This window comes from Sphingobium sp. B11D3A, from assembly GCF_025961695.1.
In the GTDB taxonomy this organism is placed as follows: Bacteria; Pseudomonadota; Alphaproteobacteria; order Sphingomonadales; family Sphingomonadaceae; genus Sphingobium.
The window spans coordinates 1,521,422-1,541,312 of sequence record NZ_JAOQOE010000001.1 but is presented as its reverse complement, the minus strand read 5'-3'; the positions used below and the strand labels follow the sequence as shown (position 1 = coordinate 1,541,312).

Below are 19,891 nucleotides of genomic sequence, written 5' to 3'. Positions count from 1 at the left end.
CATTGCGAACATCCGTGGTGGTTGAGCCCTACCCCAACCCCTCCTCTGAAGGGGAGGGGCTAAGGCGCGCACAAACAGCTTAACCCCCATTCAAAGCGCGAAGGTCACGCGCCCCTCGGCATCGATCGGCCAGGCCGGATTCCAAGCAATCTCCCAGGCATGGCCGTCCGGATCGGCAACATAGCCGCGCATCCCGCCATGGGGCGGCGCGTCGGCGGCACGCAGCAGTTCGCCGCCCGCTTCGACAAGCCGGGCAATCAGCGGCGCGACCTCCGCTTGCGTCGCGACATTATGCGCCAGCGCCACCGAAGCAGCGCCATGGCCAGCCACCGGACGCTGCATGTCCTGCGCCAACGCGTCCTTCGCCCAAAGCCCGAGGACGAAGCCGTTCATCTGGTAGAAGAGGATGTCCTCCCCCTCGTACACCGGCGTCCAGCCGAAACCCACGCTATAAAAGCGCCGCGCGCGTGCTAGATCGCCGATGCCCAGCGTGATGACGGCGATCTGTTGCTGCACGGGCGGCCTCCGCTGTCAGTCCTTTACCGCGACATTGCGCAGCTGGATCAGCCACTTGCCGTTAACGCGCACCACGTCGTCGCGTCCGCGACCGGCGGCGGCGAGGCGCGGCGGAGGATTGAGCGCGCGGTCGGCGAACACCGTCTGCCAGTAGTAATTCACCTGCGCATGGTCGCGGTCGATGAAGGTGATGGTCTGGTTGCTCATCATGTGGTGCATCGCGCCGATATGCTCGCCCTTGGCCCGGCGCTCCTCTTGGCTGGTCTTCATGGCGGTGATCATCTTGCGCAGCGCCTCGCTGCCCTTGACGTCGTTGAACGCGCCGTCGGGCGTGAACTGCGCGGCATAGGCCTCGGCATTCAAGCTGTCGGCCGCGCGCACATAATCCCACATCAGCTTCTCGATCTGGGTGCGGTCCTGCACTTCCTGCAGGATGCGGGCGTGATCGGCCTGATCGCCATGCCCGGCATGTTGCGCGAGCAGCGGGGCAGGCTGAGCGACCAGCATGAGTGCGCTCAGCGCCACGCCGGTCAGAGTTGTGCGTGTCGTCATTTGTCCTCTCCCTGTTTATGATTCAGCCGGCCGGCGGCGGCACGGGCTGGGACGGCGCGGCGGGCGCGGCCGTCGGGGCTGCGGCGGGCGGCGGGGCGGCGGGCAGCGTCGCCGGGTCCCAATGCTCGTCGGCCTTGCCATCGACAAAGCGCCACATGTCGAACCAGGTCGTCGTGTAGGTCTTGGAAGGATCGTTGGGATAGGGCACTTCCCGCACGAAGCTGACCGTCACAAAATCACCCTCGGCCTGCACCGCCACCACCGGCGTCTTCATCTTCTCAGGGATCGGCGTGGGCGTGCGCTTGGCGACGTTCATGAAGAAGTCCATCACGGCCTTGAGGCCTGAACCCGCCATCGGATTATGCTGGATGTAGCGATCGGTGAGGTACAGCGGCGCGCGGTCCCAGTGATTGGCCTCCAGCAGCTCCTTCACGATCTTGAGTGCGGCCTGCTTGTTGCGATGCAGCTTTGGGTCGGGACTCGTGAACAGCGATTCGGGGTCGGGATGCGCCACCACCGCGTCATTGAGTGCCCGCATCTGGGCATGGGCAGGCGCGGTGCTCAACAGCAGCGCAGCGGCGATCAAAGGCAACGAGATCTTGGTCGGGGAGACTCGCATCGGGCAGATCCTCTCGCTTGGTCTTTTAAACCATTAGGACCGTATGTATCGCCCGGCGCGAACCCCGGCACAAGCCCAAAGCGGTCCGGCTATTTGCCCAGCACGAAGCGGGCGCCGGCCTCGGCATGGATGGTCGTGCTGTCGTAGATCGGCAGCACATTGGCGTTCACGTCCACGATCAGGTCGAGCTCCGTGCAGGCCAGGACCACGGCCTGCACATCCTCCTTGGCGATGTTGGTCAGCTCGGTCTTCATGTAGCGCTCGGCCTCGCGGGTGATGATGCCGGCTGCCAGCTCGGTATAGACGAGCTTGTCGATGCCCTCGGCCAGATCGGCCTCGGCGGGCAGCAGTGAGACGCCGCCCTCTTGCACCAGATGCTGACGATAATCGCGGTCGCTCATGACATTGCTGGTGCCGACCAGCGCGACCGATTTCACCTTGTCCGCCTTCAGCCGCGCACCGATCTCGTCGATGATGTGGATCACCGGCAAGTCCACCGATGCATCGATCTGCGGCACCACCTTGTGCAGGCTGTTGGCGCAGATCATCAGCGCTTCTGCGCCGGCCGCCTGCAGGCGCTTGGCTGCGCCGACCATGTGGCCGGCGCCGCAATCCCAGTCATTGGCCGAAGCGCAGCGGGCGACATCGGCAAAGTCGAGGCTGTCGATCAGCAGGGTCGCGCTGTGCAGCCCGCCCAGCTCGCGCTGCACGGAGCGGTTGATGAGGTCGTAATAGCGGGCCGTGGACGTCCAGGAGATGCCACCGATCAGTCCAAGCTTGCGCATCAAAACTCCATCTTGCGTGTCAGTGCCCGAGCGACTTGACGATCTCTTCGACCATCTTCTTGGCATCGGCGAGCAGCATCATCGTGTTGTCCATGTAGAAGACGTCATTGTCCACCCCCGCATAGCCCACGCCGCCCATGGAGCGCTTCACGAACAGCACGGTCTTGGCATTGGCCACATCGAGGATGGGCATACCATAGATCGGCGAGGACTTGTCCGTCTTGGCCGCGGGATTGGTCACGTCATTGGCGCCGATGACGAAGGCAACGTCGGTCTGCGCGAACTCGCTGTTGATGTCCTCCAGCTCGAACACCTCGTCATAAGGCACATTCGCTTCGGCCAGCAGCACGTTCATATGGCCGGGCATGCGGCCTGCCACCGGGTGGATGGCATATTTGACGCTGACGCCCGCCGCCTTGAGGATATCGCCCATCTCGCGCAGCGCGTGCTGCGCCTGGGAGACGGCCATGCCATAGCCCGGCACGATGATGACGCTATCTGCCTGCTTCATCAGGAACGCCGCGTCTTCCGCGCTGCCGCGCTTCCACGGGCGCTGCTCCTTGGCCTCGCCATCGCCGCTCGCTGCTTCTGCGCCGAACCCGCCGGCGATCACGGACAGGAAGCTGCGGTTCATCGCCTTGCACATGATGTAGCTCAGGATCGCACCGGAAGAGCCGACCAGCGCCCCGGTGATGATCATCGCGCTATTGCCCAGTGTGAAGCCCATCGCAGCGGCGGCCCAGCCCGAATAGCTGTTCAGCATCGAGACCACGACCGGCATGTCGGCCCCGCCAATGGGGATGATGAGCAGGAAGCCAATGACGAAGGCGAGGACGAGGATAATCCAGAAGTCCATCGGCGCCTGGCTGTGCCAGAAGCCGTAGGTGAAGAAGAGGATCGCCAGCAGCGTGCCGATGTTGATGATGTGGCGCCCCGGCAGCAGGATGGGCTTGCCGCTCATATTGCCGTTGAGCTTGAGGAAGGCGATGACCGAGCCCGAGAAAGTGATCGCGCCGATCGCCACGCCCAGCGCCATCTCGATGCGGCTGGCGGCATGGATCGCGCCGGTCAGCTCGTCAGCAATGCCGAAGGACACCGGGCTGAGGAAGGCGGCGACGCCGACCAGCACGGCGGCAAGGCCGACAAGGCTGTGAAAGGCCGCGACGAGCTGCGGCATGGCCGTCATGGCAATCCGCCGCGCGATCACGAAACCGAGCACGCCGCCGATGATGATCGCCACGCCGATGCGCGGCATCGCCACCGCATCATGCGTCGCCACGGTGGTGCCCACCGCGATGAACATGCCGAGCATGCCGAAGCGATTGCCGCGCCGGCTGCTCTCCGGGTTGGAAAGGCCGCGCAGCGCCAGAATGAACAGCACGCCGGAAATGAGATAGGCGAGGGCCGCCAGAGGCCCGACAGGCAGGAACGCCAGCATCACTTGCGCTCCTTCTTCTTGTACATCGCCAGCATCCGCTCGGTCACGGCAAAGCCCCCGAAGATGTTGATCGAGGCCAGCACCACACCGATCAGCCCCAGCCACTCAGCCAGCGGATTGCCAGCCTCCGCCGCCGCGATGAGCGCGCCGACGATGATGACCGAGGAAATCGCGTTGGTCACCGCCATCAGCGGCGTATGCAGCGCGGGCGTGACCGACCACACGACATAATAGCCGACGAAGCAGGCCAGCACGAAAATCGAAAGAATCGCAATGAAGTCCATGATTCTGGTCCCCTCCCATGGAGACTAGGTGCTGCTTGTCTGCAGCCTCTCATTCACCACCTTGCCGCCTTGGGTGACGCGGATGCCTTTCACGATCTCGTCGTCATCCGGCAGCACCGGCGCATTGGCGTCCTTGTCCCAATAAGCGGACAGGAAATTGTAGAGATTGCGCGCGAACAGCGCGGAAGTGTCCGCCGCGAGGCGCGAGGGCATGTTGCGGTGGCCGACGATCTTCACGCCATGGCGCAGGGCGATTTCGCCTGGCACCGCGCCCTCGACATTGCCGCCCTGCTCGACGGCCAGGTCCACGATCACGCTGCCCGGCTTCATCGTGGCGATCTGGGCGTCCGAGATCAGGCGCGGCGCCGCGCGGCCAGGGATCAGCGCGGTGGTGATGACGATGTCCTGCTTGGAGATATGGCTGGAGACCAGCTCGGCCTGCGCCTTCTGATATTCCGGCGACATTTCGGTGGCATAGCCGCCGCTGCCTTCGCCTTCGATGCCCTTCACCGCATCGACGAAGATCGGCTTGGCGCCGAGCGATTCGATCTGTTCCTTTGTCGCGGCGCGCACGTCCGTCGCGCTCACCTGCGCGCCGAGCCGGCGGGCGGTGGCGATGGCCTGCAGGCCCGCGACGCCCACACCCATCACGAAGACACGTGCGGCGGACACGGTGCCGGCCGCCGTCATCATCATCGGGAAGGCGCGGCCATATTCGGCGGCGGCGTCCAGCACCGCCTTGTAGCCCGAGAGGTTGGACTGGGAGGAGAGAATGTCCATGCTCTGCGCGCGGGTGATGCGCGGCATGAACTCCATGGCCAGCGCTTCCAGCCCGGCGGCCGCATAACGGTCGATCCGCGCGCGCTCGCCAAATGGGTTGAGCGATCCGACCAGCCATGCGCCCGGCGCCGCGCCCGCAATGCTCTCGGGATCCGGTCCCTGCACGCACAGGATAATGCCCGCGTTCTGCACCGTGGCAGCCCGGTCGGTCACCGTAGCGCCAGCGGCCTCATACTCCGCATCGGAGACGCTGGCAGACAGGCCCGCGCCCGTTTCCACCGCCAGCTCCGCACCGAGCGCCTTGAACTTGCGGACGGTTTCGGGCGACGCGGCCACGCGCCGCTCGCCAGCGGCGGTCTCGCGAATGACGGCGATTTTCATGAACATCCCCCCGTTCGGAGGGGTCAGGCGATGATCATGATGACGATGAGCGCGGCGATTGCGCTGAGAATCGTGCCCCACTTCATCAGCGCCACGAAGCCGCTGTAGCTGCCGGTTGCCTGATTCATGTCCTGTTCGTGCGCCATGGCTATCCTGTTCCAGATTGTCGTCTTCGCAATGTCCTAGCGGCATTATTTGGCGGCCTCAAGCAGCTTGCCGCAAAGACAGGTCGGCTTAACAGCCTCTTTACCCCCGCTCTTTAATTCCGGCGGCTGCAACGAGCGGAAGAGAGCATGACCGATCCCGAAAATCCTGTTCTGCTGCTGGTCGACGACGAGCCGGCGCAGCGCCGACTCAATATTGCCATGGCGCATCGGGCAGGCTGGCGTGCGATGAGCGCGAGCACGGCCGAGGATGCGCTCGAGCTGCTCGATTCCCGTGAAGGCGCGCGCATCAATGCCGTGATGATCGACGACTGGACGCAGGAAGGCGAGGCCAGCGACCTCATCCGCGCCATCGGCGTCCGTCGCCCGCAATTGCCGGTTCTGGTCATCACCGCCAATGGCTCTGCCGAGCGGGCGGTGGATGCGATGCGGGCCGGCGCCCATGATTTCCTGATCAAGCCGATCGCGCCGGACAGTTTCCTGAGCGCGCTGCAGGCGGCGCTCAACCATTCAGGCAGCGCGGGTGAACTGCGCCCGCTCACCGAGAAGAACCGCGCACCGCTCGGCTTCGACGAGATTGTCGGCTCCTCGCCCACCTTCCGCTCTGCCCTCGCCATCGCCGCCAAGGCGGCGCGTGCCCGCGTGCCCATTCTCATCGAGGGGGAAAGCGGTGTCGGCAAGGAAGTCATCGCCCACGCCATCCACGCCGCCAGTCCGCGCGCCCGCGCGCCGATGGTGACGGTCAATTGCGGCGCGATTCCGTCCAATCTGGTCGAATCGGACCTGTTCGGTCACGAACGCGGCGCCTTTACCGGCGCGTTCGATCGGCATGTCGGCAAGTTCAGCACCGCCAATGGCGGCACCATTTTCCTCGATGAGATCAGCGAATTGCCGCTCGATGCGCAGGTCAAGCTGCTGCGCGTGCTGCAGGATGGCGAGATTCAGCCCGTCGGCGCGCGCCTGCCCAGTCAGGTCGACGTCCGCGTGATCGCGGCGACCAACAAGCGCCTGCTTGACGAGGTGGAGGCGGGACGCTTCCGCGAAGACCTTTATTACCGCCTCAACGTCGTCCAGCTGACCATTCCGCCGCTGCGGGATCGTCGCGGCGATATCCCCGCGCTGGCGCGTCATTTGCTGGAGCGCGTGGTGGCGCAGCCGGGGATGCGCAGCCTCGGCATCACCAATGAGGCGATCAACCTGCTCGCCCTGCACGATTGGCCGGGCAATGTCCGTCAGTTGCACAACACGCTCTTCCGCGCGGCTGTGCTGTGCGAGGGGGATGCTCTTACAGCCGCGGATTTCCCGCAACTCTCCGGCAAACTCAACCAGAGCGAGCCGGTGCGGCGCGAGAACGGGCAGGTCACGCCCATGGTCCGCAACGCGCAGGAAAGTGGCATTGGCGTCACGCTCTACGAGCCGAACGGCCATTTGCGCGCGTTGGCTGATATCGAGGCCGACGTCATTCGCCTCGCCATCGGCCATTATCGCGGCCGCATGACGGAAGTGGCGCGTCGCCTCGGCATCGGCCGCTCGACGCTGTATCGCAAGCTGGCCGAACTGGGCATCGATACGGCGGCCTGAGAGGGCCGCTCTAGTCCTTTGCCGGTAAGATCGGCGGCAGAGTCATCCGCCGATTTCAATCACCGTCATTCCCGCGAACGCGGGAATCCAGAATCCAGCCGCACTGCGCAGGCGCCCTTGGATTCCCGCGTTCGCGGGAATGACGAAAAGGGGAAGTTCGCAGCAGCCTTCCAAGTTCCGCCCCATGTCTGCATGGGGAGGGGGACCGTTTGCGCAGCAAATGGTGGAGGGGCTGATGCGAAGCGTCGGATTATGACCCCTCCACCACCGGTTTTGCCGGCGGTCCCCCTCCTCGAGCACGCTCAAGGAGGATCTGGGTCTGTCTGCAAACGTCACTCAGTCGGGGACTGTACGGCCCCACGCGCGCTTACCCGTCGCTGTCGCGCTCGATGTCGGCGCCGACTGCGCTCAGTTTCTCTTCCAGCCGCTCATAGCCCCGGTCGAGATGGTAGACGCGGCTCACTACGGTTTCGCCCTGTGCGGCGAGGCCGGCCAGGATCAGGCTCATTGAGGCGCGCAGGTCGGTCGCCATCACGGGGGCGCCGGTCAGCTTCTCGACGCCGCGCACCACGGCGGTGCGGCCGTTCACGGTGATATCCGCACCCATGCGGGCCAGCTCGGGCACGTGCATATAGCGGTTCTCGAAGATCGTCTCTGTGAGCACGCTCGCGCCACCGGCCAGGGTCAGCATCGCCATGAATTGCGCCTGCATGTCGGTGGGGAAGCCGGGGTGCGGCGCGGTGGTCAGCGTCAGCGGCTTGAGCGGGCCATCGGCCGCGACCTTGATGCCGGTCTTGCTTTCCTCAATGTGGACGCCGGCATCGCGCAGGCCCTTGAGGATCGCGTGCATGTCGTCGGCATTGGCACCGATCAGATCCAGCTCCCCGCCGGTGATCGCAGCGGCGCAGGCATAGCTTCCCGCCTCGATGCGGTCTGCCATCACCCGATAGGTGGTGCCATAGAGGCGCTGCTTGCCGTGGATGACGATCCGGTCCGTACCGATGCCCTCGATCTCGCAACCCATGGCGACAAGCAGGCCGCACAGGTCGACAATCTCAGGCTCGCGCGCGGCATTCTCGATGATCGTCTCGCCATTGGCGAGCGCGGCGGCCATCAGCGTGTTCTCGGTGGCGCCGACCGAGGGGAAGGGCAGGGTGACGAGCGCGCCCTTAAGGCCACCATCCGGCGCAATGGCGCGGACATAGCCATTGGCCATCTCGATCGTCGCGCCCAGCGTCTCGAACGCGCGCAGGTGGAAGTCGATGGGGCGATTGCCGATCGCGCAGCCGCCGGGCAACGAAACGGTCGCCTCGCCGGTGCGCGCCAGCAGTGGCCCCAGCACAACGATGGAGGCGCGCATCTTGCGCACGATGTCATAGGGCGCGACCGACGAGGTGACGCGCGCGGCCTTGAGCGTCATCACCCGGCCGAAATCTTCCTGCCGCGATCCCTCGATGGTGGTCGAGACGCCAAGCTGGTTGAGCAGATGGCCGAAGCTGTCCACGTCCGCCAGGCGGGGCAGGTTGCGCAGGGTCACCGGTTCCTCGGTCAGCAGCGCGCAAGGCAGCAGCGTCAGCGCGGCGTTCTTCGCGCCGGAGATAGGGAGTTTGCCGGAGAGCGGCTTGCCGCCGCGGATGAGGATACGGTCCATCGCGGCTTCTTAGCGGCTCCAGAGCCGCGTGCAAGGGGCAGGGCGGAGACGGGTTCCCTGGCTCAGGCCAGCAGTTCGACATCCCAATAGAGCCAGTCGTGCCAGCTCTCGTGCAGATGGTTGGGCGGGAAGGCGCGGCCATGGTCCTGCAATTGCCAGGTCGTCGGGCGGATCGGCATTTGGCGCAGCGGCATATGCGCCTCGCGCGGGGTGCGTCCACCTTTCCTGAGGTTGCACGGCGAGCAGGCGGTGGCGACATTCTCCCAGGTCGTGCGGCCACCCGCGCGGCGCGGCACGACATGATCGAAAGTGAGATCCTTGGTTGATCCGCAATACTGGCAGGAGAATTTGTCGCGCAGGAAGAGGTTGAAGCGGGTGAAGGCGGGATGCTCGCTCGGCCGCACATATTGCTTGAGCGCGATCACCGAGGGGATTTGCATCTGGAAACTCGGCGAATGAACTTCCTGCTCATAGCTGGAGACGATGTCCACCCGATCCAAAAAAACCGCCTTGATGGCGGTTTGCCAGGGCCAGAGGCTCAGCGGATAATAAGAAAGCGGGGTGTAGTCGGCGTTCAACACGAGCGCCGGGCAATTTTCTGGATGGCGTATTCGATCGGGATGATACATGCGCGCTCTTGCCCCTTTCGTTTCGCCGCACTCTCTCCAAGAGAAGCGTGACGTGCATATGACAGCAGAGACGATGAGTCTTCGTCAAGGCCTTGTATGATGGAAAACGACTCTCCACGACATGTGGTGACCCGTTTCGCGCCGAGCCCGACCGGGCGCCTGCACATCGGCCATGGCTGGTCGGCGTTGCAGGCTCATGACTTCGCGCGGGAAAATGCCGGCACCTTCCTGCTGCGCATCGAGGATACCGACGTCACCCGCTGCCGGCCCGAATTTACCGAGGGCATTTACGAAGACTTGCGCTGGCTCGGCATCGGCTGGGACGGGCTGATGATCCAGTCGACGCGCTTCGATGCCTATGAGCAGGCGCTGGAGCGACTCAAGGCATCGGGCGTCGTCTATCCCTGCTTCTGCACGCGCGGCGATATCGCGCGGGAACTGGCCGCGAGCCTGCACGCCCCCCATGGCGCCGACGGGCCGCTCTATCCCGGCACCTGCCGCGCGCTGTCGTTGGACGAGCGCGCGGCACGGATCGCGGCGGGCGATCCGCATAGCTGGCGGCTGGATATGGGCGCGGCGCTGGCGCGCACCGGTCCGCTGGTCTGGCAGGACGATTTTGCCGGTACGGTCCCGGTCGAGCCGGATGCGCTGGGCGACCTGATCATCAAGGGGCGGGACCGGCCGGCCAGCTATCATCTTGCTGTGGTGGTGGACGATGCGGCACAGGGCGTCACGCATGTCATCCGGGGGCGGGACGTGTTCGCCTCCACCCACGCCCATCGCGCCCTGCAGGCGCTGCTCGGCCTGCCCAGTCCGCGCTACCGGCATCACCGGCTGATCGTGGATGCGGCGGGCAAGCGCCTTGCCAAGCGCGCCGATGGCCTGAGCCTCGCGGACCTGCGCGATCAGGGCCTTTCCGGGCCGGCGCTCGCCGAAGATTTGCGGGCTGGCCGCTTTCCGGTTGGAATCAGGGTCGAAGCCTCCTAAATCGGGGCCACAAGGAGACAAGCTATGGGCAATGCCCTCATGATCATCCTGCTGGTGCTCGCCATGCTAGGCGCACTTTTCATGCTCGTTCGCGGCATCGTGACGTTCCTGCGCACGACCGAGGCGGAGCTGAAAGGCGATGGCACCGGCCCGAGCCAGTCCAGCCTGCGCCAGAACAAGGCGATGATGGGCCGCGTGACCTTCCAGGCACTCGCGATCCTGATCGTGGCCATTTTGCTGCTGGTCAACAGCGGCCGCTAAGCGGCCTGCATACCCCAAATGACATGGCCGCCCACCGATAGGCAGGCGGCCATGGGCAAGTGTTGGTCTCAGTAGCTGGTGATCGTCACCTTCTCGATCGTATCGGGGAAGTTCAGCGGCCCCGTGCGATCATCGATCAGCGCGTGGCCGATCATCGCTTCGCCGGTCACGATCTTGATGACGCGGGGGATCGACGCCGTTGCTTGCGACTTGCCGTCGACCAGCAGCGAGATCGTCAGCCCTTCGCTCGCCGGGGCGATCTGGGCGGTGATCACATGGTCGCCCGCACCGAGCGCCTGGGTGCCACGCAGAATCTTGCGTTCCTGCGCGCGGCCCGAGGGGTTGTAGGTGAAGACCGGGACGCCGTTCTCCATCGCGAGGGTGTAACCCGCGAACTTGGCGCCTTGAGTCAAGATCGGCCCACTCACCGCTGAGCCGCTAAGTTTGACGCGGGCTTCGGCAGTCCAGTTGGGGTTGAGTTCCGGGAAGGTCACGGCCGGATAGCGGATGTCGCTCGTATAATAAGTGCGCGTCCGCTCGGGCGCGAGGGCGTTGGGGCGATATTTGTAGTTCAGCCGCTCGAAGAAGTCGGCCGAGAGCGGATAGACATGGAACTTCTGGGCCGCCGCCTCGAAGTCCGCCTTCAGTTCGGCCAGCTTGTCGGGATATTGCGCGGCGACATTACGGGTCTGCGACCAGTCCTCGTTGAGATTATACAACTCCCAGCCGGCCTTGGTCGGGTCGGTCTTGTTCGGTCCCCATGGTTCCCAATTGACCTCGGTCCCGGCGAACCAGCCATCCTTGTAATAACCGCGGCTCCCCAGCATCTCGAAATACTGCTCACGCCGTTGCGACGGGGCCTTGGGGGCATCGAAACTGTACTTCATCGAAATGCCGTCGATCGGCTGCTGGGCCACACCGTCCACCATGGCCGGCGGGGTGATCCCCACCACGTCATAGATGGTCGGCGCGATGTCGATGACATGGCTAAACTGGGTGCGAATGCCGCCTTTGTCCTTGATCTTGTCAGGCCAGGAGACGACCATCCCCACACGCAACCCACCGAGCTGGGAGGCGACCGTCTTGCCCCATGGGTAGGGCGTGTTGAGCGCATAGCCCCAGCCGACCGGATAGTTGCCGAAGCTCTCCTCCGTACCGAACTTGTCCTTCTGCGGCAGCAGCGTCTCGGGCGTTTCCTTGATGCCGGCGAACTGCGAGTAAGCGTTGATCGAGCCGTACATATTGTGCAGCGCCGCGCCGTTATCGCCGTTGATGAAGATCACCAGCGTGTTGTCCAACTCGCCATCCTGACGCACCCGCTCGATCACGCGACCCAGTTGATTGTCGAAGAAGGCAAGCTGCGCGGCGGCCACTTCCATCATATGCGCGTAGAGCGCCTTCTGGTCGGCGGGCAGGCTATCCCAGCGCGGCACGCCGGGCAGCGGTGGCGCCATGCGGGCGTCCTTGGGGATGATGCCCATGGCCTTCTGACGCGCGAAAATCTGGTCGCGCATCTTGTCCCAGCCCATGTCGAACTTGCCCTTGAACTTGGCCACCCAATCGGCCGGGGCCTGCTGCGGGCCGTGCATGGCGCCGGGCGCGACATACAGGAAGAAGGGCTTGTTCGGGTCCTGCGCCTGCTGCGCGCCCAGCCAGCCCAGCATCTTGTCGGTCATATCGCGGTCGAAGATATAATTATCGTCCGTCCGGTCGCGCCGCACGGGGTTGATATTCTCGACAATGGTCGGGTTGAACTGGTCGGCGCCCGCACCGTTGAACCCGTAGAAATAATCGAAGCCCAGACCGATCGGCCAGCGCTTGAACGGTCCCATCGGCCCGGTTTCCCAGTCGGGGATATTGTGGTTCTTGCCGAACCACGACGTGTCATAGCCATTGTCGCGCAGCACCCGGCCCAGCGTCGCGGCGCTGTCCGGCATCACGGAGGTGTAGCCCGGGGCATCGATTGACACGTTGGAGATCGAAGCGTTGCCGACGGCATGGTGGTTGCGGCCGGTGAGCAATGCGGCGCGCGTCGGCGAGCACATGGCGGTGGTGTGGAAGCGCGTGTAGCGCAGGCCGGAGGCAGCGAGACTGTCGAACACCGGCGTCGGAATGGGCCCGCCATAAGAGGTGGAGGCGCTGAAGCCCACATCGTCCATAAGCACGAGGATGATATTGGGGGCGCCCTTGGGGGCCTTGGTCGGCTGGGGATAATAGGTCCAGTCAGGGCCGACCGGCGGCGACCCCTGCTGCGAATTCGCGCCTTGTTGTGCCATCGCGGCGGAAAGCCCAAGGCCCGCACATGCCGCGATAATCAGCCGGCTGGCGCCATGCCACGCGGCTTTGGACGCCATCTTCCTTGAATAGCTCATCGTTCCTCTCCCTATTTTGAACCACCTTGTCATGCGGAGAGGCAGGTAGAAGCAACGGCCTGTGAGGCTATAAGTTATAGCCACTCGCTAATAGGATCAGGGCAGGACGGATGAGGCTTGGCGTCGATGTCAGGCCGGAAAGAGGCCCGGCGCGATACCCTTGAACCGCGTCTCGATCTCGAACAGGGCGCCATCATAGTCGGACGGAGGCAGGCCGGTTGCCGCAGAGGTGACGAACATTCGGTCGAGCCGTTCACCGGCAAAGGCGATATTGGTGATCTGGGAGGCGGGTAGCGCAATGCTGTGATCCAGCGTGCCATCCGGCCAAAAGCGGCTCACCCGGCCGGCCCCCCAATGCGCGACCCACAGCCCGTCCTCGGCATCGACAGTCATGCCGTCCGGCCCGCCATCTCCTTCGCCAAAGCGGACGAAGACCTCGCGGTCGGCGATGCCACCATCGGGCGTGCGCGCGAACCGGTAGATGAGGCCGCGCATGGTGTCGGTATGGTAGAGCCAGCGGCCGCAGGTCGAGAAGGCGGGGCCGTTGGTGACGGTGTAGCCGCTGTCCATCGGCGTCCAGCGACCATCCGGCGTGAACCGGTAGAGCGTACCGCTTTCACCCTCGATCCGGCTGTGCATGGTGCCGCACCAGATCGTCCCGCCGGCATCGGCCTTGCCGTCGTTCATGCGATTGTCCGGCAGATGCGGCTCGGGGTTGCCGATCGGCTCGATGATCAGCGGACCGAGCGAGAGCCGCGCAAAGCCGCTCGCGAAACCGGCAATGAAACCGCCCTGATCGCGCTCCACCACCCAGCCCAGCCGCTCGGGCATCGCCCAGCGGTCGACCGTGCCATCGGCGAGCGAGAGCCGGTTGAGCGCCGGCGCGAGAATGTCCGTCCAGTAGAGCGCGTTGTCGCGCGCGCTCCACAGCGTTCCCTCGCCAAGCTCGTCGCGCACGTCGCGCTCGACGATCCGCCAGCCCGTCATCTTGCTGCCCTTTCGGCCTTAGTGATTGTCGCGCGGCAGGCCCCGGGTTTGCGCGATGCGCTGGAACTGCTCGCTGCCTTCCAGAATTGCGCCCTTATCCAGCTGCCCGACGAGCGAACGCTGGATGTCCTGCCATGGGGTCTGGGACGCGGGATAGGCATAGCCACCCTTGGCCATCAGGGCTTCACGCCGCTCGGCAAGCTCAGTGTCGGAGATCAGCACATCCACCGTGCAGGCATTCAGGTCCATGCGCACCCGGTCGCCGTCGCGCAGCAGGGCGAGTCCGCCCATAGCCGCCGCTTCCGGGCTGGCATTGAGGATCGACGGGCTGGCGCTGGTGCCGGACTGGCGCCCGTCGCCGATGCAGGGGAGGGCACTGATCCCTTCCGTGATGAGATAGGCCGGCGGTCGCATGTTCACCACCTCCGCCGCGCCGGGATAGCCGATGGGACCGGCGCCGCGCATGAAGAGCAGGGTGTTCTCGGTAATGCCCGTGGCCGGATCATCGATGCGCTTGTGATAATCCTCCGGCCCGTCGAACACGATGGCGGGGCCTTCGAACACGCCCGGCGCGTCGGGGTTGGAGAGGTAGCGGTCGCGAAACTCCTGGCTGATCACGCTGGTCTTCATGATCGCGGCATCGAACAGATTGCCGCTCATCACCAGAAAGCCGGCGTCCTCGACCAGCGGCTGCTCGAACGGATGGATGACGCGCTCGTCCATGATCCGCGCATCCCGGCAATTCTCGCCCATCGTAACGCCGTTCACGGTCAGCGCGCCTTCGCGGATCAGGCCATGGCGGATGAGCTGCGCGACCACGGCGGGCACGCCGCCAGCGCGATAATAATCCTCGCCCAGATATTCGCCGGCCGGCTGGAGGTTGACCAGCAGCGGCACCTTGTGGCCGAGCCGCTCCCAATCCTTGAGCGGCAGGTCCACGCCGATATGACGCGCGATCGCGGCGAGGTGGATGGGCGCATTGGTCGAGCCGCCGATGGCCGAATTGACCACGATGGCATTGTGGAAGGCATCGAGCGTCAGAATGTCCGAGGGCTTGAGGTCTTCGGCTACCATCTCGACAATGCGCTTGCCGGTGCGCCAGGCGACTTCCTGCCGGTCGCGATAGGGCGCGGGAATGGCGGCGGAGCCGGGCAGCATCATGCCCAGCGCCTCGGCAAGGCTGTTCATGGTCGTCGCCGTGCCCATGGTGTTGCAATAACCGGTCGAGGGGGCCGAGGAGGCGACGAGCTTGATGAAGCCCTCATCGTCGATTTCGCCGGCGGCGAGCATCTGCCGCGCTTTCCACACGATGGTGCCGGATCCGGTGCGCTCGCCCTCATGCCAGCCATTGAGCATCGGGCCAACGGAGAGCGCAATCGCGGGAATGTTCACCGTGGCTGCGGCCATCAGCGCGGCGGGCGTGGTCTTGTCGCAGCCGGTGGTCAGCACCACGCCATCGAACGGGTAGCCGTACAGCGCCTCGACCAGGCCAAGATAGGCGAGGTTGCGGTCCAGCCCGGCTGTCGGTCGCTTGCCCGTCTCCTGAATGGGGTGGACGGGGAATTCGATGGCGATGCCGCCGGCCTCGCGAATGCCCTCGCGCACCCGCTCGGCCAGCACGAGATGGTGGCGGTTGCAGGGCGAGAGGTCGCTGCCGGTCTGGGCGATGCCGATGATCGGCTTGCCCGAGCGGAGTTCCTCGAGGCTGAGCCCGAAATTCAGGTAACGCTCCAGATAGAGCGCCGTCATGTCGATATTGTCGTCATTGTCGAACCATGCGCGCGAGCGCAGGCGCGAGCCCTTTGGGTCTGTCATTTGTGGTGCGTGCCCTGCTGGATTGAAACGCGGTAGATCATGGCATGCCGGTAGGGCTTGCCGGGATCAACGCGGGCGGAAATGAAATCGGGATGGTTCGGCGCATCCGGGAATTTCTGCGGTTCGAGCGCGATGCCATCCCCCATGCGATACAGGCGGCTGCTCTTGCCGGGGACTGTGCCATCCAGGAAATTCCCGGCGTAGAATTGCACGCCCGGCTCGGTCGTCAGCACTTCGAGGACGCGCCCGGAGGCGGGGTCTTCAAGGCGGGCGGCCAGTTCGGGCTTGGCCGTCACGCCCTTGTCGAGCGCGAAATTATGGTCATAGCCGCGGCCGGCGCGGATCTGGTCGTCCCGGCCATCGCGAATGTCCTGCGCGATGCGGCGGGGCTTACGAAAATCGAACGGCGTGCCGGCCACCGGCCGCAACTCGCCGGTGGGGATCAGTTTGGCATCGACGGGCGTGAAGGCCTTGGCCGGAATGGTCAGCAACTGGTCGAGCGCGCCGCCGGGTGACTCCTCGCCGGCCATGTTGAACAGCGCGTGGTTGGTCATGTTCACGATGGTCGGCTTGTCCGTCCTGGCCTCGAAGGTAATGCCGAGCGCGCCATTCTCATCCAGCGTGTAAGTGGTGGTGACGTCCAGCTTGCCGGGGTAGCCGGCATCGCCATCCGGGCTGACATGGGCGAGCACGACGCGCGCGGTCGGGCCGCTCTCCACCGAGACGATCTTCCATACGGCGCGATCGAAGCCCTTGCCGCCGCCATGCAGCGAATTGGTCCCGTCATTTTGCGTCAGCTGGTAGGTCTTGCCATCCAGCGCGAACCGGCCATTGGCGATGCGGTTGGCGAACCGCCCGACGGTAACACCGAGATAATTGGGGTGCGCCTCATATTGGGCCGCATTGTCGAAGCCGAGCACCACATCGGCCCGCTTGCCGTCGCGCCCGGGGACGAGCAGCGACTGCAGCGTGGCGCCATAAGTGATGATCTTTGCTTCCACGCCTTGCGCGTTCTTGAGCGTGATCGCCTCAATCGCGGTGCCATCGGCCAGAGCGCCGGCAGCTGCGCGGTGCGCCTCGGCGGCCTGAACCACGGAAACCGGCATCGCCATCGCCAGTGTTCCGGAGATGATCGCTATCCAATATGCACGTCGCATCCCTGCCCCAATCCTTTTGTCTCTGTCCGCACTGTGCGGGTTTATAGTCAGACAAATGACATTGACGCAAGCCGACATTCCGGCGAAAACGCCTCGGTAAAATTGATGAGGGGATGGAGCCGATGGCCGGACCGGCAGGGGTTGCAAATGGGGTGAGCAGGGACAGCGGCGGGGTCAATTACACCCCGGCCCTGGTGCTGTTGGCCAGCCTGTTTTTCATGTGGGGTTTCATCACCGTCATCAACAACACGCTGCTGCCGCATCTGCGCAGCGTGTTCGATCTCAATTATACGCAGACGACGCTAATCGAATCGGTCTGGTTCATTGCCTATTTCGTCGCGTCGATCCCATCAGCCTGGCTGATCAAGCGGATCGGTTATCAGAAATCGCTGGTCGTCGGTTTGCTGGTGATGGCGGCGGGGTCGCTGGGCATGATGCTCGCCGCCAGCCTGCCGTCTTATGGCGTCACCCTCGTCATGCTCTTTGTGATCGCGAGCGGCATCACGCTGCTCCAGGTGGCTGCCAATCCCTATGTTGCGGTGGTCGGATCGCCGGAAACGGCATCCTCCCGCCTCAATCTCGTGCAGGCCATGAACTCGGCGGGCACCATGTTCGCGCCCTTGTTCGGCGCCTATCTGATCCTCGGTCGCTCCAAGGGCGGCACGGCGGAAGCGGGCGTTGTGCTCACTCAGGCGGAGCGCCTTGCCGATGCGCAATCGGTGATCCTGCCTTATGGCCTCGTCGCGGTCGTGCTGATCGTGCTCGCCATCGTCATTGCGCGCTTTCCGTTGCCCGCCATGGGGTCGGCCGCCAATCGCGCGAGCAAGGAGGAGCGCCGCAACCACTCGCTCTGGCGGCACCGCAATCTGGTGTTCGGCGTGCCGGCGATCTTCATTTATTTGATTGCCGAGATCGGCGTCGCCAATCTGTTCGTCAACTTCGTCAGTCAGCCGCACATCGCCAACCTCACCCATGAGCAGGCCGGTCGCTACCTCACCTTCCTGTGGGGCGGGATGATGGTCGGCCGCTTCGTCGGCTCGGCGATCATGCAGAAGATTCCGGCGGAGACAGTGCTGGCGGCCTTCTCCATCGGTGCCTTTGTGGTGATGCTGGTGACGGTCTTCACCACCGGCCCGGCAGCGATGTGGGCCTTGATCCTTGTGGGCTTCTTCCACTCGATCATGTTCCCGACCATCTTCACGCTCGGCATCAAGGGGCTGGGGCCGCTGACCGAGGAAGGCTCGGGCTTGCTGATCATGGCAATTGCCGGCGGCGCGCTGGTCATCGTGCAGGGCTGGCTGGCGGACAGCTATGGCCTGCAAATGTCCTTCATGCTGACGGCGGCGTGCGAACTCTACGTGCTGTTCTATGCGTTGTGGGGGGCGAAGCCGACCAACGCCTTGCCCGAGCCGCAGCCGATCGATGAATAACTCTGACTAAATTGTTTCGGGTTATCCAGCGGCAGGGGCGAGCGCTTTCATGCGCTCGACCTTGCCGAACAGGAAGAGCAGGCTGAAGGCGGCCGTGAAGCCGCAGCCGGCGAGGAAGATCAATACCAGCTCGAAAGATTGCGTCTCCTGCAGAATGAAGCCGATCACGATCGGCGTCACGATGGACGACATGTTGCCGAACATGTTGAAGATGCCGCCGCTCAAGCCGGCCGCACCGGGTGGCGCGATATCGGACATGACGGCCCATCCCAGCGCGCCGAAGCCCTTGCCGAAAAAGGCCAGGCTCATGAAGATCATGATCATGGTTTGCGCGCTGGTGTAATTGCAGCCGAGAATGGCGAGCGAACCCATCATGCCGGTGACAATGGGGAGTTTGCGGGCCAGCGTGAGGCTATGCCCGCGCTTGAGCAGCCAGTCCGACCACAGGCCGCCCAGCAAGCCGCCAAGGAAGCCGCAGATCGATGGAATGGCGGTCATCAGCCCGGTCTCGATAATCGAGAGGCCACGCTCCTGCACGAGATAGACCGGGAACCAGGTGATGAAGAAATAGGTGAGGGCGTTCACGCAGAATTGGTGGAGATAAAGCCCCCAGAGCGACGGGGCGAGAATGAGGGCCCGCACGTGCCGCGCCGTCTCGCCATCCGGCCGGCCTGCCGGTTCGGCCTTTTCGATCAAGGCGCCGCCATCGACGATCAGTGCCAGCTCTGCGGGCTGGATGCGCGGGTGACGATGCGGCTCGTGGACCGTGCGCGCCCAGGCCGTGGCCGCGACCAGCCCGACCCCGCCCATGAACAGGAAGACCTCTGGCCAGCCGATGACCCCGATGATCCAGGCCATGATGGGCGCGAACAGGATCGTGGCGCAATATTGCGCGGAGGTGAAAATGGCGGTGGCGCGGCCGCGTTCGCTGGCCGGGAACCAGCTGGCGACGATCCGCGCATTACCGGGGAAGGACGGGGCTTCGGCCAGACCAACGAGGAGCCGGAGCAGAAAGAGCGCGGTGATGGCGGCGGCGCCGGAGAGGAACACCACCAGGCCCTGCGTGGCCGTGAACAGCGACCAGCCCACAATGGCAACGAGATAGACCCGGCGAACGCCAAATCTGTCGAGCAACCATCCGCCGGGGAGCTGCGCCGCGACATAGGACCAGCCAAAGGCCGAGAAGACGATGCCGAGTTGCAGCGGATCGATATCGAGATCGCGCGTCATCAGGGGCGCTGCCAGCGAGAGGATCGCCCGGTCCGCATAATTGATGACGGTGACGCCAAACAGCACGGCGAGGACGCCCCAGCGAAGCCGGCCTGCCAACAGACTCGTGGTTTGACTCATCGCGCCTCTCCCTGCCGGCGCTGGATGTCCGCCCCTTCGGAGGCGGATACTGTCTGACAAACAGGGCGGCGGTGGCGGGCGTAAAGCGGATCGTAGACACACGCAAGGCTATCAATCCGGACATTTCTCTGCCCGGCTATTCAAACGTTGGC

At 64.6% G+C, this 19,891-nt stretch carries 19 protein-coding genes; 4 read left to right on the top strand and 15 right to left on the bottom strand.

Annotated features, from left to right (window positions below; all coding sequences use genetic code 11):
- Positions 1 to 90: 90 nt before the first annotated feature.
- The 8 genes from M2332_RS07345 to M2332_RS07310 all read right to left on the bottom strand — a co-directional run bounded on the left by M2332_RS07345 (position 91) and on the right by M2332_RS07310 (position 5,501).
- Positions 91 to 516, bottom strand: coding sequence for a VOC family protein (locus tag M2332_RS07345; RefSeq protein WP_264573538.1), 426 nt, complete (start codon positions 514 to 516; stop codon positions 91 to 93).
- Between the two features lie 15 nt (positions 517 to 531).
- A complete protein-coding gene (locus tag M2332_RS07340; RefSeq protein WP_264573537.1) occupies positions 532 to 1,068 on the bottom strand; it encodes a nuclear transport factor 2 family protein in 537 nt (178 codons plus the stop codon).
- A 22-nt stretch (positions 1,069 to 1,090) separates the two neighbouring features.
- Positions 1,091 to 1,687: a nuclear transport factor 2 family protein gene (locus tag M2332_RS07335; protein ID WP_264573536.1), complete on the bottom strand. Its 597-nt coding sequence runs from the start codon at positions 1,685 to 1,687 to the stop codon at positions 1,091 to 1,093.
- A gap of 89 nt (positions 1,688 to 1,776) precedes the next feature.
- The gene (locus M2332_RS07330) at positions 1,777 to 2,472 is read right to left on the bottom strand and encodes an aspartate/glutamate racemase family protein (RefSeq protein WP_264573535.1); all 696 of its coding nucleotides are present in this window, start codon (positions 2,470 to 2,472) and stop codon (positions 1,777 to 1,779) included.
- 19 nt (positions 2,473 to 2,491) lie between these two features.
- The gene (locus tag M2332_RS07325; RefSeq protein ID WP_264573534.1) at positions 2,492 to 3,910 is read right to left on the bottom strand and encodes an NAD(P)(+) transhydrogenase (Re/Si-specific) subunit beta; all 1,419 of its coding nucleotides are present in this window, start codon (positions 3,908 to 3,910) and stop codon (positions 2,492 to 2,494) included.
- On the bottom strand, positions 3,910 to 4,194 hold the full coding sequence (locus M2332_RS07320; RefSeq protein ID WP_264573533.1) for an NAD(P) transhydrogenase subunit alpha: 285 nt from the start codon (positions 4,192 to 4,194) through the stop codon (positions 3,910 to 3,912). Before M2332_RS07320 ends, M2332_RS07325 begins: the two co-directional genes overlap by 1 nt.
- A 24-nt stretch (positions 4,195 to 4,218) precedes the next feature.
- Complete coding sequence (locus M2332_RS07315; RefSeq protein WP_264573532.1) at positions 4,219 to 5,355, bottom strand: Re/Si-specific NAD(P)(+) transhydrogenase subunit alpha; 1,137 nt, start codon at positions 5,353 to 5,355, stop codon at positions 4,219 to 4,221.
- 23 nt (positions 5,356 to 5,378) lie between these two features.
- On the bottom strand, positions 5,379 to 5,501 hold the full coding sequence (locus M2332_RS07310; RefSeq protein ID WP_264573531.1) for an aa3-type cytochrome c oxidase subunit IV: 123 nt from the start codon (positions 5,499 to 5,501) through the stop codon (positions 5,379 to 5,381).
- Between the two features lie 147 nt (positions 5,502 to 5,648).
- Between M2332_RS07310 and M2332_RS07305 the strand changes: the two genes are divergently transcribed.
- A complete protein-coding gene (locus M2332_RS07305; RefSeq protein ID WP_264571218.1) occupies positions 5,649 to 7,100 on the top strand; it encodes a sigma-54-dependent transcriptional regulator in 1,452 nt (483 codons plus the stop codon).
- 367 nt (positions 7,101 to 7,467) lie between these two features.
- Here M2332_RS07305 and murA read toward each other — a convergent pair whose 3' ends face one another.
- Both murA and M2332_RS07295 read right to left on the bottom strand, forming a co-directional pair.
- Positions 7,468 to 8,751, bottom strand: a complete 1,284-nt coding sequence (murA, locus tag M2332_RS07300; protein ID WP_264573530.1) for a UDP-N-acetylglucosamine 1-carboxyvinyltransferase — start codon at positions 8,749 to 8,751, stop codon at positions 7,468 to 7,470.
- A 62-nt stretch (positions 8,752 to 8,813) separates the two neighbouring features.
- Complete coding sequence (locus M2332_RS07295) at positions 8,814 to 9,380, bottom strand: HNH endonuclease (protein WP_264573529.1); 567 nt, start codon at positions 9,378 to 9,380, stop codon at positions 8,814 to 8,816.
- 96 nt (positions 9,381 to 9,476) lie between these two features.
- Between M2332_RS07295 and gluQRS the strand changes: the two genes are divergently transcribed.
- Together gluQRS and M2332_RS07285 are read left to right on the top strand one after the other, a co-directional pair.
- Positions 9,477 to 10,367, top strand: coding sequence for a tRNA glutamyl-Q(34) synthetase GluQRS (gene gluQRS / locus M2332_RS07290; protein WP_264573528.1), 891 nt, complete (start codon positions 9,477 to 9,479; stop codon positions 10,365 to 10,367).
- Positions 10,368 to 10,391: 24 nt separating this feature from the next.
- Positions 10,392 to 10,628 (top strand): twin transmembrane helix small protein, encoded by a 237-nt coding sequence (locus M2332_RS07285; protein WP_181560534.1) that lies wholly within the window; start codon positions 10,392 to 10,394, stop codon positions 10,626 to 10,628.
- 68 nt (positions 10,629 to 10,696) lie between these two features.
- On the opposite strand, the gene M2332_RS07280 is transcribed toward M2332_RS07285, so the two are convergent.
- The 4 genes from M2332_RS07280 to M2332_RS07265 all read right to left on the bottom strand — a co-directional run bounded on the left by M2332_RS07280 (position 10,697) and on the right by M2332_RS07265 (position 16,914).
- Complete coding sequence (locus M2332_RS07280) at positions 10,697 to 13,000, bottom strand: arylsulfatase (protein WP_264573527.1); 2,304 nt, start codon at positions 12,998 to 13,000, stop codon at positions 10,697 to 10,699.
- Positions 13,001 to 13,129: 129 nt separating this feature from the next.
- Positions 13,130 to 13,987, bottom strand: a complete 858-nt coding sequence (locus M2332_RS07275) for an SMP-30/gluconolactonase/LRE family protein (RefSeq protein WP_264573526.1) — start codon at positions 13,985 to 13,987, stop codon at positions 13,130 to 13,132.
- Positions 13,988 to 14,005: 18 nt separating this feature from the next.
- Complete coding sequence (locus tag M2332_RS07270) at positions 14,006 to 15,802, bottom strand: IlvD/Edd family dehydratase (protein WP_264573525.1); 1,797 nt, start codon at positions 15,800 to 15,802, stop codon at positions 14,006 to 14,008.
- Positions 15,799 to 16,914 (bottom strand): aldose epimerase family protein, encoded by a 1,116-nt coding sequence (locus M2332_RS07265; protein WP_264573524.1) that lies wholly within the window; start codon positions 16,912 to 16,914, stop codon positions 15,799 to 15,801. Before M2332_RS07265 ends, M2332_RS07270 begins: the two co-directional genes overlap by 4 nt.
- Before the next feature lie 167 nt (positions 16,915 to 17,081).
- Between M2332_RS07265 and M2332_RS07260 the strand changes: the two genes are divergently transcribed.
- Positions 17,082 to 18,389, top strand: coding sequence for a sugar MFS transporter (locus M2332_RS07260; RefSeq protein ID WP_264573523.1), 1,308 nt, complete (start codon positions 17,082 to 17,084; stop codon positions 18,387 to 18,389).
- A gap of 21 nt (positions 18,390 to 18,410) precedes the next feature.
- Here the strand turns inward: M2332_RS07260 and M2332_RS07255 are convergent, their stop codons facing one another.
- Entirely contained in the window at positions 18,411 to 19,739 is a 1,329-nt protein-coding gene (locus tag M2332_RS07255; RefSeq protein WP_264573522.1) for an MFS transporter, read from the bottom strand.
- Positions 19,740 to 19,891: the final 152 nt, after the last annotated feature.